The 15,147-nt window shown below is 56.5% G+C and carries 14 protein-coding genes; 7 read left to right on the top strand and 7 right to left on the bottom strand.

The window, feature by feature from the left end:
* Positions 1-83: 83 nt before the first annotated feature.
* From ABIE64_RS19930 to ABIE64_RS19915, 4 genes are all read right to left on the bottom strand, one after another.
* Positions 84-644, bottom strand: coding sequence for a YcjF family protein (locus ABIE64_RS19930; protein WP_114094871.1), 561 nt, complete (start codon positions 642-644; stop codon positions 84-86).
* A 101-nt stretch (positions 645-745) separates the two neighbouring features.
* Complete coding sequence (locus tag ABIE64_RS19925) at positions 746-1,999, bottom strand: SPFH domain-containing protein (protein ID WP_354378366.1); 1,254 nt, start codon at positions 1,997-1,999, stop codon at positions 746-748.
* A gap of 181 nt (positions 2,000-2,180) precedes the next feature.
* Entirely contained in the window at positions 2,181-2,378 is a 198-nt protein-coding gene (locus tag ABIE64_RS19920) for a hypothetical protein (protein WP_037992693.1), read from the bottom strand.
* Between the two features lie 44 nt (positions 2,379-2,422).
* A complete protein-coding gene (locus ABIE64_RS19915) occupies positions 2,423-2,929 on the bottom strand; it encodes a YcjF family protein (protein WP_063094787.1) in 507 nt (168 codons plus the stop codon).
* 206 nt (positions 2,930-3,135) lie between these two features.
* Here ABIE64_RS19915 and ABIE64_RS19910 point away from each other — a divergent pair, with 206 nt between their 5' ends.
* The 4 genes from ABIE64_RS19910 to ABIE64_RS19895 are packed head-to-tail and all read left to right on the top strand — an operon-like array spanning position 3,136 to position 7,647.
* Entirely contained in the window at positions 3,136-3,930 is a 795-nt protein-coding gene (locus ABIE64_RS19910; protein WP_354378365.1) for a hypothetical protein, read from the top strand.
* A complete protein-coding gene (locus ABIE64_RS19905) occupies positions 3,927-5,957 on the top strand; it encodes an MFS transporter (RefSeq protein WP_354378364.1) in 2,031 nt (676 codons plus the stop codon). Before ABIE64_RS19910 ends, ABIE64_RS19905 begins: the two co-directional genes overlap by 4 nt.
* Positions 5,954-6,979, top strand: coding sequence for an ABC transporter substrate-binding protein (locus ABIE64_RS19900; protein ID WP_354378363.1), 1,026 nt, complete (start codon positions 5,954-5,956; stop codon positions 6,977-6,979). Before ABIE64_RS19905 ends, ABIE64_RS19900 begins: the two co-directional genes overlap by 4 nt.
* Entirely contained in the window at positions 6,976-7,647 is a 672-nt protein-coding gene (locus tag ABIE64_RS19895; protein WP_354378362.1) for a GNAT family N-acetyltransferase, read from the top strand. The genes ABIE64_RS19900 and ABIE64_RS19895 overlap by 4 nt, the downstream gene beginning before the upstream one ends.
* A gap of 9 nt (positions 7,648-7,656) precedes the next feature.
* Here ABIE64_RS19895 and ABIE64_RS19890 read toward each other — a convergent pair whose 3' ends face one another.
* Positions 7,657-8,922 carry a TAXI family TRAP transporter solute-binding subunit gene (locus ABIE64_RS19890; protein ID WP_354378361.1) on the bottom strand — a complete coding sequence of 422 codons (1,266 nt, stop codon included), beginning with the start codon at positions 8,920-8,922 and terminating at the stop codon, positions 7,657-7,659.
* 271 nt (positions 8,923-9,193) lie between these two features.
* Between ABIE64_RS19890 and ABIE64_RS19885 the strand changes: the two genes are divergently transcribed.
* The 3 genes from ABIE64_RS19885 to ABIE64_RS19875 all read left to right on the top strand — a co-directional run bounded on the left by ABIE64_RS19885 (position 9,194) and on the right by ABIE64_RS19875 (position 13,735).
* On the top strand, positions 9,194-10,276 hold the full coding sequence (locus ABIE64_RS19885) for a diaminopropionate ammonia-lyase (protein WP_354378360.1): 1,083 nt from the start codon (positions 9,194-9,196) through the stop codon (positions 10,274-10,276).
* 133 nt (positions 10,277-10,409) lie between these two features.
* Positions 10,410-12,059 carry a cyclic peptide export ABC transporter gene (locus tag ABIE64_RS19880; protein WP_354378359.1) on the top strand — a complete coding sequence of 550 codons (1,650 nt, stop codon included), beginning with the start codon at positions 10,410-10,412 and terminating at the stop codon, positions 12,057-12,059.
* Positions 12,060-12,061: 2 nt separating this feature from the next.
* The gene (locus ABIE64_RS19875; RefSeq protein ID WP_354378358.1) at positions 12,062-13,735 is read left to right on the top strand and encodes a cyclic peptide export ABC transporter; all 1,674 of its coding nucleotides are present in this window, start codon (positions 12,062-12,064) and stop codon (positions 13,733-13,735) included.
* A 4-nt stretch (positions 13,736-13,739) separates the two neighbouring features.
* Here the strand turns inward: ABIE64_RS19875 and ABIE64_RS19870 are convergent, their stop codons facing one another.
* A complete protein-coding gene (locus tag ABIE64_RS19870; RefSeq protein WP_354378357.1) occupies positions 13,740-14,480 on the bottom strand; it encodes a thioesterase II family protein in 741 nt (246 codons plus the stop codon).
* A gap of 82 nt (positions 14,481-14,562) precedes the next feature.
* The gene (locus ABIE64_RS19865; RefSeq protein ID WP_354378356.1) at positions 14,563-15,099 is read right to left on the bottom strand and encodes a 4'-phosphopantetheinyl transferase family protein; all 537 of its coding nucleotides are present in this window, start codon (positions 15,097-15,099) and stop codon (positions 14,563-14,565) included.
* Between the last annotated feature and the right edge of the window lie 48 nt (positions 15,100-15,147).

Genomic DNA, 15,147 nt, shown 5'->3' with positions numbered 1-15,147 from the left:
GCATCATCAACAACAGACAAAAAAGAATGCCCAAAGCACGCTTTGGGCATTCTCGAAATATGGTCTGAAAACCCGACGATCAATCAGGCTTTGGCGGTCGTTGCACCCGCTGCCGGTTTGGCCGTGGTTTTGCCGCCTTTGACAAATTCGGACGCCTTGCGTTTGCCGTCTTCGAATTCGTCCTTGAAACGACCCTTCATTTCATCGGCATCGAAATCGTCAACCGTTCCGCCCTTGGCAAAGTGCCAGGCAAAAACACGCCCCAGCGCATAGGTGCAGGCACCAGCAAAGGTCGGCATTGCGACAACGCCAAAGATCGTGCCAACAACCGGAACCTTGCGAACCAGTGCCGCCGTTGCATAACCGACACCGGTCATCGGCAGAACCGTTGCAACCAGGGTCGAAATCGAACTCTTGATCGCGTTCTCAGAGAACGGAACACCGTAAATGTCGCAAAGCTTTGCAAGCATCCGCACCTGGATCGTGCTGCTGGTGGCCATTTCAAGGAACGGGATCGGGACAAGACCACCAACCGCAGCATAAACGCTATGACGATGGATGCAGTCACGGGACTGGGCACGAATTTCATCCGCCTTCGCGACGGCCAGTTCTTCAGTCTCTTCGATGGTTTCTGCTTCGCTCATTATCGCCTCTTGAATTTGTACCTGTAAGTTGATGGTCTGCACGCAAAATCTATTCTTCAACTTTACCTGAACTAACCTGAAGTAGCAACGCACAACACCCTTTATTTGCTACCGGTTTTTGAAATTTCAGGCTGCCCCGCACTCTCATGTTTCGCGGCAGGTTCCATGTCGCTCTGTTTGACAACACCACCCCCGTCACCACTGGTCGGATCAAACAGCGGGGCAATCGATTTCAGAACATCACCAGCCGTTTTACCCGTCGTTGAAACATCCTCTGACGCCCCCGCTGTCGGGGCTGTCGGCTTCATCGACGGTGTTACCGGCGGTGTGGCCGAATTTGCCGCACCGGGGCGCGCACGTTTGTCCGACGGATCGACCGGGGCACGAACGCCCGGCGAAATCGCATTTTGCGGCGCGATTTCCTGCGACCGTGCATTAAGCGCCCCGGAATTCGGCAGGCTTTCCGCCGTATCGTTCACAAGCTCCGCCCCCGAATCTGAATCCGGTGTGCTGGCCGTCGGCGAATCTGCGGTATTGAGGATCACGGGCAGGCCATCTTTGCCACCAATGATGATCGTCTTGCTGTTTTTCGATGTCGCAAGCGTCATGGTGGCTTCGATACCGCGCAGGCGAAGATATTCCTCGGTAATCGTTTTGGCGACGATATCCTGGAATTCCCGAATACCTTCCGCCTCGATCTTCTTGCGTTCCTTTTCCTTTTCCTCGCGCGCCAGACGGAAATCATATTCCAGCATGGCCTGATATTGTTCAGCCTTGCGTTCAATCGCATCCGCAACGCGTTCGGGCAGGATCACGGAACGGATCAGAACGTCTTCAACCGTCACCAGCCGCCCCTGAAAACTCTGATTGACCAGTGATGATCCAAGCTCGTTGACCATCCGTTCAAGGATTTCGGCCTGAATGAAGGCACGGGTTTCGGTATAAAGCTGTTCAGGCGTGTAACGCGAAATCAGTTCACGCGCATGCGATCCGATTTCCGGATACACAAGGATTTCCGCATAATTCGGCCCGACAAGCTTGTGCAGCATCCCGACCGCTTCGCGATTGATCCGATACCGCACCGCAATGTCGACTTCCATCGACAGGCCGTTCGATGAAATGGTGTCATAAACTCGCGCCTGATTTTGCAGACGCGCGTCATAGATATACATTTCATCCCACGGGAAGATCATGTGAATGCCCTCCCCATAGCTTTTGTCAACCACCGTCCCGCCAAAGAACCGATACCACATCACCGCCACATGCCCGGCAGGCACGGTAATGAAAATCTGCGGTGCCAACGCGAAAATCGCGATCAGCAGGAACAGAATCCCGATCAGAAATGTCGTGCGCAACCGCCGCAGGCGTTCCCCCGCGCTAATGAAAAAGCGCCGCCAAAAGATCGACCACCGCCCTCTTTTGCGGGCGGTTGCGTTTTGGTCTGGTGCACCGGGTGCGACTGTCGCGCTATCAACCATTCATCATCTCGTCGTCGGATTTATCGTGACGCATGCTGATCGCCCGTCAGTCATCATCTTATTCATAATCAAGGTCTTTAAGCTTTTCACGAAGCTCCCGCGACGGGCGCGCAACAATCTGAACCAGAAAATCACCAATCGGGGTGATCACAATCGCCAGCAGGAAATGCCCCAGAAATCCGAACGATGTCCGGCGGCCAAGCATGCCGCAAACAATGCAGGCCAACAGATAAATTACAATCAAAATCAAATGCATCGTTTCGCCACCCGAATTCCTGTTATTGCGCGATTACGCGTTCTTCACGCCGTTTTCTCGTCCTGATCGAATTTCAGGCCTTCCTTGAATTTCCGGCGAAAATCGGCCTCCGCCTTTTGGGCGTCAAAATCCGCCATCGTCCCGCCCGCGGCGTAATGCTGCTGAAAAACCCGACCAAGCGCATAGGTAAATGCCGCATTGAAACCCGGCATGGTGACAATGCTCAGTGTCGATCCGACAACCGGCATCACCTTGGCAATATTGGAAAATATCCCCGTCCCCAAAAGAGCCCGCCCCAAAACGCCGCTGGTAATGCACGCGGTTAAGGCCGCAATCACGGATTTGCCACTGCTTTTATTGAACGCAACACCGTAAACATCGCTCAGTTCCGCCAGCATTTTAAGCTGCACGGCAACCGTCGCTGCAGAATCGAGAACAGGAATCGGAACAAAACCGGTCCCCGCCGCCCAAAGGGCATTGCGTTGCACAACACCACTTGCAATCCGGTGCTGTTTGCGCCGTTTCAGCACTTCAAGCGTTTCAGCCCCCATAACGTCCCCCGGTTTATTGTCCCGCGCCAAATCATAATCGCTAACTATCAGCACTGCAAACCGAATCAAGGTTTTATACAGCCTTGACCCCAACCCCGATGCAATCAACCATATGGTTTGTGAAAGCCGCTTTCTGAGGATATAACCGGCTTAACAGGATCATGTTTTGAAAATATTTTGAAAATATATCTCGCCGGAGACACGTTTTGAAGCTGTCTACCAAGATCGGGCTGGCCCTTTTCCTTGTGCTTGCAAGCGCACTGAGCATGACCACGGTCCTGAACTATCTGCGATTCGACCAGACCCTGCACACCCTTCTGGCCCAGCGCATGACCGTGATCCTCAATGAAACCAGTCAGGATGTCCTTGCCGGGATCGATCTGGGCTTGCGGCTGGAAAACATGGAAAACCTTCAATCGGTCCTGAACCGGCGTCTGGATATGGCCAACGATATCCGCAATGTCGCCGTTCTGGACTGCAACGGCACCCCAATCAGCAACGCCACCCGGTCCCCAGACAGCCCCCCCAATGATCAGGCGCTCGCTGGCGCGGCAATATCGCAACAGACACGTGATCATTGGATCGATTTCACACCGGGGATCGCCACCGCCGGACAGGTCCTGCGCGACAGCCTTGGCCAATGCGCGGGTCTGGTCGTCATAACCGCAAACTCGCAGGCCTCCGAAGCCAAACTTGCCAATGCCTTCTCTGAAATGTGGAAATCGGCGGCCTTCGGCATGGGCATGATTGTGCCCATCCTTGGCGTCCTGTTCATTCTGATGCGCCGTCGCCATCGCGTTTTCGAAGAACTGCACGAAGATCTGGCGCGCGCTGTTGCGGGCAAGGCCCCCAATATCCGCCCCCATGATGGCGATGTCCTGACCCAAAGCGAAATCGAACTGATTTCCCTGTACCGCGAAATCCGCGATCAGTTGCCCCACGATACGCAAAATGACGGCACCGAACGCACATCGAAAACCCCGGCGGAGCCCCTGAAATGACCTCCTCTGCCAATCCGAAAACCAAACCCGATACCCCCGCATCCCCTCATGGCGGCAATATCCGAAGCCGTCTTTTCCCCAAGGGCACGATCTGGATTCTGCTGCTGTTCAGCACGATCTCGCTTTGCATTGCCTTGGTCGGGATTTCTTGGCGGGCCGCCGAACTGGCGCGTGCTGATCTGCAAACCGAAATCCGCGAAAAGGCCGAAATCGAAGCCCGGGTTCTTGGCGAAAAAATCGAAAATGCCCTGCGGCTCGGCATTCCGCTCCGCGAGATTGTCGGCTTCGAAGCCGTCGTCTATCAGCTTCGCGATGGCGACCCCGATCTGGTTTTTGCCGCCATCACCGACATGGGGGGCGACATCCTGCATGCGGGCGGCCTGCCATCGGATGAAATCGCCACCGCCCTAACGGCCCCGTCGGGCAACGATACCACCTATATCGTGACCCGCCTCAACCTGCCCCGCGCCGAAGGGCATGACGATATAGAGGTGGTCCTTGGTCATGCCCGTGCCGCCCTGATGCGCCCGGTTACTGACAACCTTTATGACATTGCGATCATTTTCATCGTAACCCTCGCCCTGTCATTTGAACTGATGTTGCTGGTGTTAACCGTCAATGTCGCCCTGCCAGTAAGGGTTGCGCGCAAGGTTCTGGGCAATGTGCGCGACCGCAAATTCACCCTGCTGCATGGCCAAAGCACCCATGACGAAATCGGCCAGTTCATGGAACGCATCAATTCCCTGATCAACACCACCGCCAAAAAGGTCGGCACACATCCCCAACGCGAACGGGAGGTAAAGCTGATCGGGGTTCGCATGCTGGCCTTCATGTTTGTCCTGGCCGAAGAACTGGCCCGTCCGATCATGCCGGCCTTCTTTAGCCAGGTCACATCCCATAGCATCGACGGGCAGCTTGGCGCAGGCGTGGTCATGGCGGTGCATCTTCTGATGGTTGCCCTTGCCATGCCGATCTGCAGCCTGTTTCAGGAACAGGTCGGGTCACTGCGCATGTATCTGTGTGGTGCGTTTCTGGCGACACTTGGTCTGATCGGCACCGCCTTTGCCGTTGGCATCTGGGATCTTGTCCTGTGGCGCGCATTATCGGGGATCGGTTACGCCACCACCTTTGTCGCCTGTCAATCCTATGTCCTTGATGCCACCAATGACAGCAACCGCACACAGGGAACCGCCATGATGGTCAGCGGCATCATGCTGGCTGATATCTGCGGCCCGGCGATTGGCGGGATTGTTGCTGGCCATTTCGGCCCGGATATGACCTTTATCGCCGGTGCGACCATTGCGTTTCTGGCCGTCCTTCTGGCCTTCTTCCTGATGGATAATATGGTGCGTGGCAAAACCCCACCGCCGGTCCCGACCAGGGCCGCCCTTCGTGCCATGCTCGGCAATCGCCGTTTGCAGGTGCTGATCCTGTTTGCCGCCATTCCCGCCAAACTGATCCTTAGCGGCTTTTTATATTACCTGACCCCGATGATCTTGCTGCAATCGGGTGCGACCACGGCTGAAACCGGGCGGGTGATCATGCTTTACGGGCTGGTCGCGATCCTGACCGGCTGGGCGGCGGCAAAATGGACCGACAAAAGCCAGAACGAAACCCGCGCGGTCGGCATTGGCGGTGGTTTGACCGCCGCCGGATTGTTGCTGGCGGGCTGGCTTCCCGAATATGCCCTGTTTGCGGTTGCCGTCGCCTTGCTAGGCCTCGCACAGGCAACCTCAATCCCGGCACAGCTTTCCGCCAGCCTGAAACTCAGCAAGGATTTCACCAAGGATCACGGCACCGGCCCGGTCCTTGCGGTGCTGCGCCTGGCCGAACGTCTGGGTGGGGCGGCCGGTCCGTTGCTGGCCGCCGGTCTGACCCTTCTGGTCGGAACAACGCACGCGGTTCTGATTTTCGGGGTCTTTGCCGCCGTTTCGGTTCTGTGCTTTGAACTTCTGATCGGTCATGTTCCCCCAGAACAAAAGAGCGAACAAAAGAGCGAACAAAAAGCACAAGGAGGGACGAAATGACATTCCCTCGTCTCCCGGCTTTTCGTCTGCTTGGCATTCTTGCGGTCTTGATCGTCGCACTCAGCACGACGTTAATGCCAACGGCATATGCGCAATCATCAAAGGCCCCGCTTAAAATCGCCATGATCCTTTGGCGGGGTGAAACCAATGTCGAACAGGGATTTCGCGCCTATTTCGACGAAAACAACATCCCCGTCGATCTGACCATTCATGACGTTGCGCGTGATCTGTCGCGCGTGCCCGCCATCATCGATCAGATCCGCAAAGACCCGCCCGATCTGGTTTACACATGGGGCACCGGGATCACATCTTCTGTCGTCGGCAAATATGATGCCGTCGATCCGGCGAAAAACATCACCGATCTTCCGGTGGTCTATGTGATGGTTTCATCGCCTTGGAAAACCGGTATTGCCGCGCCTGCGGGCCAAAGCCGCCCCAATGTCACCGGGGCAACCCACATCGCCCCGCTTGCCGCCCAGATCAATGCCATCCGCGCCTATCGCCCGATGGATAAACTCGGCGTGGTCTATAACAGCCGCGAAGACAATTCCGTTTCCAACGTCGCCGATCTGACCGAACTGGGCCGCGAAATGGGGTTTGACGTTCTGGCCGCCCCCCTTGGCACTGACGGCGAACCATCCGCCGATGACATCGCCCCCGCCGTTGCCGAACTGGCGCGCAAGGGGGCCGATATCCTGTATATCGGGCCGGATAACTTCATCGGCAATTATCGCGATACCCTGACCGATGCCGGTTTTGCCAACAGGCTTGCCGCCTTTAGCGCGACCGAACTTGAAGTCCGCGACGGTCACGCCATGCTGGGCCTTGTCAGCCGCTATGAACTTGTCGGCCGTCTCGCCGCCAGCAAAGTCGAACAAATTCTGATCGGTGGCATATCACCCGCCGATATCCCGGTCGAAACGCTTGACCGGTTTTCCTATCTGATCCGGCTGTCATCGGCGCGCAAACTGAAACTCTATCCGCCGCTGTCGCTGCTGGATTACGCGGAGGTCATCGAATGACCCAACTGACCCGGCTTGGTCCATCCCATCTTCCCGCCATCATCGCCCTGCATCACAAGGTGATCTCGGACCTGCCGCCGGGCAATGCCGCCACCGAAACCGATCAGTTCTTTGCCGATCATCTGGATGCCTGCGGGCAAATCTTTGGGGCCTTTGACGGGGACCGTCTGATGGCCTATTGCGTGCTAGGGCTACCGCGCGAAACCGATCCGAATTTCGGCACCGACCATCACCTTCCCCCCGATCAGCTGGGCAAGGTCGCCCATATCGACGGGGTCGCGGTTGATCCGCAATGGCGCGGACAGGGGTGGCAACGCCGGATGGTCGAACACCGCATCGAAATCGCCCGGAAATGCGGGCGCACCATCGCACTCAGCACCGTCGCCCCAACCAATTTCCCAAGCCTGATCAGCACGGTCTCAACCGGCCTTGCCATTCATGGATTGATCGCGAAATTTGGCGGGAACCGTTTTCTGCTGCGCCGGGATATCGGCCCCGATCAGGATGCAAAATTCCCGTCCGCACCCGATCGCGCAATCTGGTGCGCCAGTGACGATCTTACGACCTGCCGGAAATTGCTCGATGACGGGTTGATCGGCCTGTTTTGCCAATCATCACCCCATGGCACGGCGCCGCGCATCGGCTGGGTTCCGGCCATACCCGCTTAATAACGCGGCTTATTGCTGATAACTGTAATTCCATTTGCTCGGCCCTTTCGGGTCGGCCTGCTGATAATAGGGTTGCCAGTCGCAGGCATGCGCATCGGTTTCCCAATAACATGCCGCCCCCTTATGGAACGGCAGGAAATTGCCCTTTTCATACATATCGTCGGCAACCACGCTTCGGAATGTCGGATACATTTCCTTCATCCGGTCGATATTTTCATGAACGATCCGCGTGATCCAGTACACCACATACGGATCGGCCGGTTCATAGGCGATAAGCGACGCCTTGAACCCATAGGATGCAATCGCTTCTTCCTGCGCACTATATGTCTTTGCTGGCAAAACCTGATTAAAGAAATACTGGTTTGCCCGCACCATCTCATCGGTCAAGGGGCCGCCCATGCCGACAACCCGCGCCCCGCAGCCAAGCGTATCTTCAATCAGCGTCGCCGGATGCCCGATCCACAGACCGAACGCATCAATATAATTCTCGCAGATGCCAAGTTCGTTATAATCCTGCGCAACATTGTAAACGGTATCAAGATCCTCAAGCGTGATATCGTACCGCGACAGAAGCTCAAGCCACAATTCCCGCGATGCCGACCCTTCCGGCCCGATATTGATCCGTTTGCCGCGCAGATCGCCAACCGATTCAATGCCGGAATCATTGCGCACCACCAGCAACCCCATTTCATCATGCAGCGACATCACCGACCGCGCACCGGGGATCGGCGCAATGCCTTTCTGCGCCTCCCAGTTATTGTTCGACTGCACAATGGCAAGCTGCACCCGTCCTTCCTTCATCAGACGGATATTGCTGCCGACACCCTGGGATCGCAACGGCACGCAATGCACGCGATGGCGCTCAAAGGTACGGCTCATCATCTCGCAAATCTGGGCTGCAACCTTGAAATAAACGCCACTCGTGCTGCCGCTGTAAATCGCCGCGTAATAGGATCGTTCTGTCTGGCCATCACCGGCGATAACATCGACATTGCTTAACGCCGCCAGACTTTCCGGATCGGTCGCCCGGCGGCGGTACTGCGACAACGGAATGGCATCGGGCTTGTAAATCAGGCCGTTGATCAGATCGGGATTGGATTTTGCCGGATCGATTATGGCATCGTCATATGTGTCGACATCGATACTCGGCAAAACATCAACCGGCGACATATCGGCATTTGCATCCTCGGCAACGGTACCGTTTCCCTGCGCATGGGCACCAATGGCACCCGCTGACAACAGCATCGCCAGCATACCGGTCGCAATCATTCTCATGCCGATCTCAAAACGCAAAACCGTCCACTCATCGTTTGTGATGAACCAATCCTCGCATCCCAACGGCCATCCTAAAGGATCGCCCGGAAGCCCGTCGAGAGCGAAGATGAATTAATACCCTTATTCTCAGCGATTTAACACAATCGTCTTCACCGCGATCCTCACCGATCGTCGATATTCAGATTGTGTTTGACGCAACATCATACGCCCCTCATAAACCAGAAGATCATATAACAGAAAACCGGACCACGGCCAGATTTCGGAGAAATCGATGACGTCCATCATCGCCCTTGATCCCGGGCGCAACGATATTTATCAGGCTTTCGACCTGATATCCTCCTGGCCGGAATACCGCCAAAGCCCCCTGATCCGCGCCACCGGTCTTGCCCGCGAACTCGGTCTTGGCACTGTATGGATCAAGGATGAAAGCAAACGGTTCGGTCTGGGCGGGGTCAAGGCACTTGGTGCCCCCTATGGCCTGAAACAGCAGCTTTTGAAACGCGGCCTGACACCCGGAAGCCCGCAGTGCGCGGGCTATACCGCCGTTGCTGCAACCGATGGCAATCACGGCCTTGCCGTGGCATGGGCGGCCCAAAAATTCGGCTGTCATGCGCGGATCTATGTCGGAACCGAGGTCGATCAGGCCCGCATTGCCCGCATCACCGATAACGGGGCTGAAATCGTCCGGATCGACGGCACCTATGACGATGCGGTCCTTGCCGCCGAAAATGCCGCACAATCGCCCGACGTGCTTCTGATCACCGATACCGATTATGGCCATGAACTCGACGTTACCCGCGATATCATGGCGGGTTATGCGGTTCTCGGCATCGAATGCGCCCGCCAGCTTCGGGCTGAAAACATCACCCCCGATCATGTCTTCCTGCAATGCGGGGTCGGCGGCATGGCGGCAGGTTGCGCCATCGGGATCTGGCATGAAAGCGGTCAAAAACCGAATGTCTGCACGGTGGAGGCCACAAACGCCGCCTGCATTCAGCAAAGCCTTGCAACCGGCGAACTGACATCGGTTCCGGGCAAGCTCCTGACCCGCATGATCGGACTGTCCTGTGGCAAACCGAGTCTCCCGGCGTTTGAAATCCTGCGCGAAGTATCCACCCACAGCATCGCGATTGATGATGACGTGGCGCTTCTGGTCCAAAACACGCTTTCCGCCGGGATCAATGGCGACGCCCCGCTTGAAACATGGGATACCGGCATTGCAGGCATCGCCGGGCTTTGGCATGTGGCAAAAAACAACGATCTTCGTGCCCGTTTTGGCCTGAATGCCCAAAGCAACGTGCTCGTGATCAACAGCGAAGGCCCCATTCCACTGCCATACCGCGCAAATATCTGAATTCTTTCGACGCGAAAAAGGCTTTCGGTTATGCCCCCAACTGGACAGCGACTGGACAGCCCTGCCGGGCATCGGTACAGTCGCGCCAGACCGTGCAAATGCCCACGTCGGGTTCTATGGGGACTGCAAACAGATGAAATTGCTCGAACTGTTGTCTTGGGGGGATAACAGACTGATGGCCCGGCTTGCCTTTGCCGGTGCGCTATCGGGTGCGGGCAGTGCGGTCCTGCTGGGTCTGGTCAATACCGCCGCCGAAGGCATTGCCGATAACGGTGTCGATCAGGTCGACTGGCTTCTGGCCGGCGGCTTCATCGCCCTTGCCGTGGTCTATTTCCTGGCCGAAGTTTTCCTTCTTGCCAACATCTCGACCCAGATCGAACAGGGCATCGACAAGGTCCGGCGAAAACTGCTGGGTCAGATCGCCCATGCCGACTTTGCCCGGCTTGAAACCTTTGGTCAGGCCCGCCTGTTTGACAGCATCACCCAAAGCACTCAGGTCATTTCGCAAAACTCGCACATGATCGGCATGTCGTTCCGATCCCTTCTGCTGGTGGTTGCGGTGATGATCTATGTCTTCTGGCTGTCCACGCTGGCCTTTTTCCTGATCGTGCTGGTGATCGGGGCCGGGATTGTCATTTATCTGCAGATGGGCAAACAGCTCGGCATGTGGTTTGGCAAACTCCATCTCGCCGAAACCAGCCTTTTTGGCAAGGTCGCCGATCTGTTTTCGGGCATCCGCGAAGTTCGCATGTGGTCATCGCGCAGCAGCACCCTTTTCAATGCCTTTTCGGAAAACTCGCTGACAAAGGAACAGATCACGGCGGAAACCCACAGCCTGATGTTCCGTCAGATGATCATGGGCATGACCGCCTTTTATGTCCTGCTGGCGGTGATCGTCTTTATCGTGCCGGTCTATACCGATAATTTCGGCTCCACGGTCTCCAAGGTCAGCACCGCAGTCCTGTTCATGATTGGCCCGATCAGCACCGTGGTGCAGGCAATGGCGGTTCTGGGGGCGGCCGAACAGGCCGCCGCGCGCATGGTAACCCTGTCACAGGATCTGGACGAAATTGCCGAACCGATTGACGAAAACGGCACAAAGCTGCCCGATACATTTTCAAACATCGCGTTTGATGATGTTTGCTTTACCTATCCCAACCGCGACCCGCGCCACGGCTTTGTTCTTGGCCCGATCAGCCTTTCGGTAAAAAAGGGCGAACTGATTTTCATCACCGGCGGCAACGGGGCGGGCAAATCCACCCTGATCAAGCTTCTGACAGCCCTTTATCGCCCGGTATCGGGTGCCATCCGGTTTGACGATATCCAGCTTGGCGCGCAAAATATCGCGTCCTTCCGCGATAAAATCGCCACCGTGTTTTCCGATTTCCACCTGTTTTCCGAACTGCACGGATCGGCCGAAATTGACCCCGAAGAAGCAAATTACTGGCTCAACCTGTTTGAACTGTCCCATGTGACGGGTATTCGCGACGGCAAATTTGTTTCCATCGCCCTGTCTGCCGGGCAACGCAAACGTCTTGGCCTGATCACCGCCATTCTCGAACATCGCCCGATCCTTGTTCTTGATGAATGGGCCGCTGATCAGGACCCCTATTTCCGTAAAAAATTCTATTACGAAATCCTGCCACAGATCAAAGCACGCGGCATAACCATCATCGCCGTCACCCATGACGATCATTATTTCGACGCTGCCGACCGCCGCCTGCATCTCGAAGCCGGCACCCTGCACGAACTTGACCGCAACGACCCGCGTGGAAGGATCTGATCATGCTGCTTATTGATCTTCTGCGATCCCGAACCCGCATCGATCTGCGCCATGCCGTGGGCCTGCTGTCGCTGGCATCAATTGCCACCACCATGGTGCTGATCATCGTCAATCTGGCCGCCGAACAGGCCGAAGATGGTGTAGCCAGCATGCGCTATCTCGGCATGATGGCTCTGTCGCTGATCGGCTATATCTGGGCCCAGAAAAAATCCAGCGACATGATCGCCGCCGAGGTGGAACACATCCTCCATCAACTCCGCCTCAGCCTGTTTGATCGCGTGCGAAAAGCCGCCCCCGATACGCTGGCCAAGGTCGGACAGGGTGCGGTTCAAACCGCCCTCACCCAGGAAATGCAAACCGTATCGGCCGCCCTGCCCCTGATGCTGAATGGTGTGCAGCAGGTGGTCCTGATCATCTGTGTCGCGGCCTATCTCGCATGGCTGTCGACCTTCGCCTTCGTGATGATTTCCGTTCTGGCCGTTGTGGTTTCAACCATCCATCTGCAACGCATGCGCAAAATCAACACCGCCACCCGTGACGCGATTGACGATGAAAACCTGCTTTTTGGCGGCCTGACCGATCTGTTGCATGGCTTCAAGGAAGTCAAAATGAACAGCCGGCGTCGCGACGCGCTGCTCGGCGCACTCAATGACCGCTCCATCCGGGCACGCGACACCAAATCCGTGGTCAAGGCCCAATGGTCGCGTGAATTCGCCCTGATCCAGTTGGCCTTCTACGGGATGATGGCGGCAATGGTATTCATCGTTCCGATCTTCACATCGGACTATCACGACGTTGCCGTGCAAACCACGACCGCGGCCCTGTTCATGATCGGCCCGATCGGGGCTGTGGTTGCCTCTGTCCCCAGCTTCACCGATTCCGATGTGGCGCTCCGCAAGATCAACGATATCGATCACCAGCTCGAAGACGCCCTTGACGCCCAACATGCGAACGAGGCCACAAACGGCACCTCATCGCCCGAAACTCTTGATAAATTGCGCGGTGCCCTTGGCAATATCGCCGAAATCAGCCTGCGCGACGTTCGTTTCGCCTATCCCGGCACGACGGATAGCCCCGGCTTTGCCGTCGGTCCGATCAATGCCACCTTCAAAAAGGGCGAAATCACCTTTATCACCGGCGGCAATGGCGCAGGCAAATCAACCATCATCGCCGTTCTGACCGGCCTTCGCCCGGCGGCAGGCGGTTCGATCATGGTCAATGATTGCCCGCTTCCGACCGACGCCTTGCAGCTTTATCGCGATCATTTCGCGACCGTGCTGTCGGACTATCATCTGTTTCGCGAACTTTACGGCATTGATGAGATCGACCCAAAACGGGTTGAAACGCTGCTCAAACAGATGGAAATCGATGACAAGGTCGAAATTGATGACAACGCCTTTTCAACGACGTCACTGTCACAGGGGCAACGCAAACGCCTTGCCCTGATCGCGGCCCTGCTTGAAGAAAAGCCTGTTCTTGTCCTTGATGAATGGGCCGCCGATCAGGACCCGCATTTCCGCTCGGTCTTCTATGAGAAAATCCTGCCATCCTTACGCAAACAGGGCAAGATCATCATCTGTGTCACCCATGATGACCGCTGGTTTGACGCGGCCGATACGATCTATCACGTCCGCGACGGCGAATTTGTCGACGGGCGCAAAACCATTACCGCCTGATCCGTCACACTACCGTCAGCGCATCCCTGACCACGCGAACGATCTCATCCCCGCCATCGCGCAGGAAAAAATGCCCGCCGGGCAAAACATGCTTGGCAAAATCACCCGTGGTCGCCGCCGCCCAGTCATCCAGTTCATCCGGTACCGGGTTCGGATCATCCGCCCCGCCAAAGGCGGTAATCGGGCAGGACAGTTTGGGCAATCCGGTCGAAACCGCGGTTTCCGACAATCTGAAATCCGCCCGAAGCCCCGGCTCGAACAGGGCGCGATATTCCGCATTTTCCAGAATTTCGGTGGGCGTCCCGCCATAATTGGCAATCCCCCGCCAGAACTCATCTGATGACAGATGATGTAACGGTGCGCGATGCCCCGCCACATTCGGCCCGCGCCGTGCCGCAACAAACAGATGAACCGGCACTGCCATCCCCGCCTGTTGCAGATGACACGCCAGATGATGGGAAATCAGCGCCCCCATCGAATACCCGAAAAACGCAAATGGCCGATCCATAACCGGCTTTAACCCATCGGCCACCGCCGCAACCATCGCCGAAAGATCATCAATCACCGGATCGCCAAACCGCTGTTCGCGCCCCGGCAGATTGACCGGCACCAAATCGATGTCATCGGGGAATTGTGTCAGCCACGGCCGATAGGACAACGCCCCGCCCCCAGCAAACGGAAAACAGAACAGCCGCATCCGAGCCCCCGCCGTGATATTCTGACCGACCCAGACATTTTGCGTCATGTTTCTTTCTGCCCCAATTGCCGACATGCTTTACCTGTCGCAATAATATCGCGCAAATTCAAGCAGCTAAAATCCGGCCCTGTCAAACCCGTGCCAGCGCGCCGGAGAATCCATCGATGGATTCAATCGCGATCAATGTGGCGCGTGCCTGCATCACCGGGTCGGTTTCGCCCGTCGCCTTGAAGGCTGCCTCGTAATCGCACCAGCCCTGATAAAAATCCCGGCCATCCGCATCCCCGTCAAACAGCCAGCGTGACAGGGCGTCGATATCACGGCTCGGGTCGCGATATTCGATATCGATGCCGATCATGGCATCCGGGTCTTTGGCAATCGCCACCGCCACAAGATCGCGGCTGTGGCTGATACTCGCACAATAGATCACACCATCGATGATTAAACCGGGCCGCCCCGAGCCTTGCCGCACGGTTTCATATGTCCCATCCCCGGCGATATCCGGCCAGATATAATGTCCAAGATCGCCCAGCATCTGCCACGCGCGGGCCGAACTTTGGCGGCGTTTTTCCGTGCGGTCGCCCTTCAGATCATCGACCTGCTGCCAGCACCATAAAACGTTGCCCCCAAACGCGGTCTTGACATCGATGATTGCGTTTTTTTTCATGTATCTGGCAAGTTTTGGTTGTTTTGTTGGCGACGGGTTCATTAAATC

Source organism: Thalassospira sp. MBR-102 (genome assembly GCF_040549275.1).
GTDB classification, from domain to species: Bacteria; Pseudomonadota; Alphaproteobacteria; order Rhodospirillales; family Thalassospiraceae; genus Thalassospira; species Thalassospira xiamenensis.
Note: the sequence above shows the minus strand (reverse complement) of the source record. Positions and strands in the feature narration are given on the sequence as shown.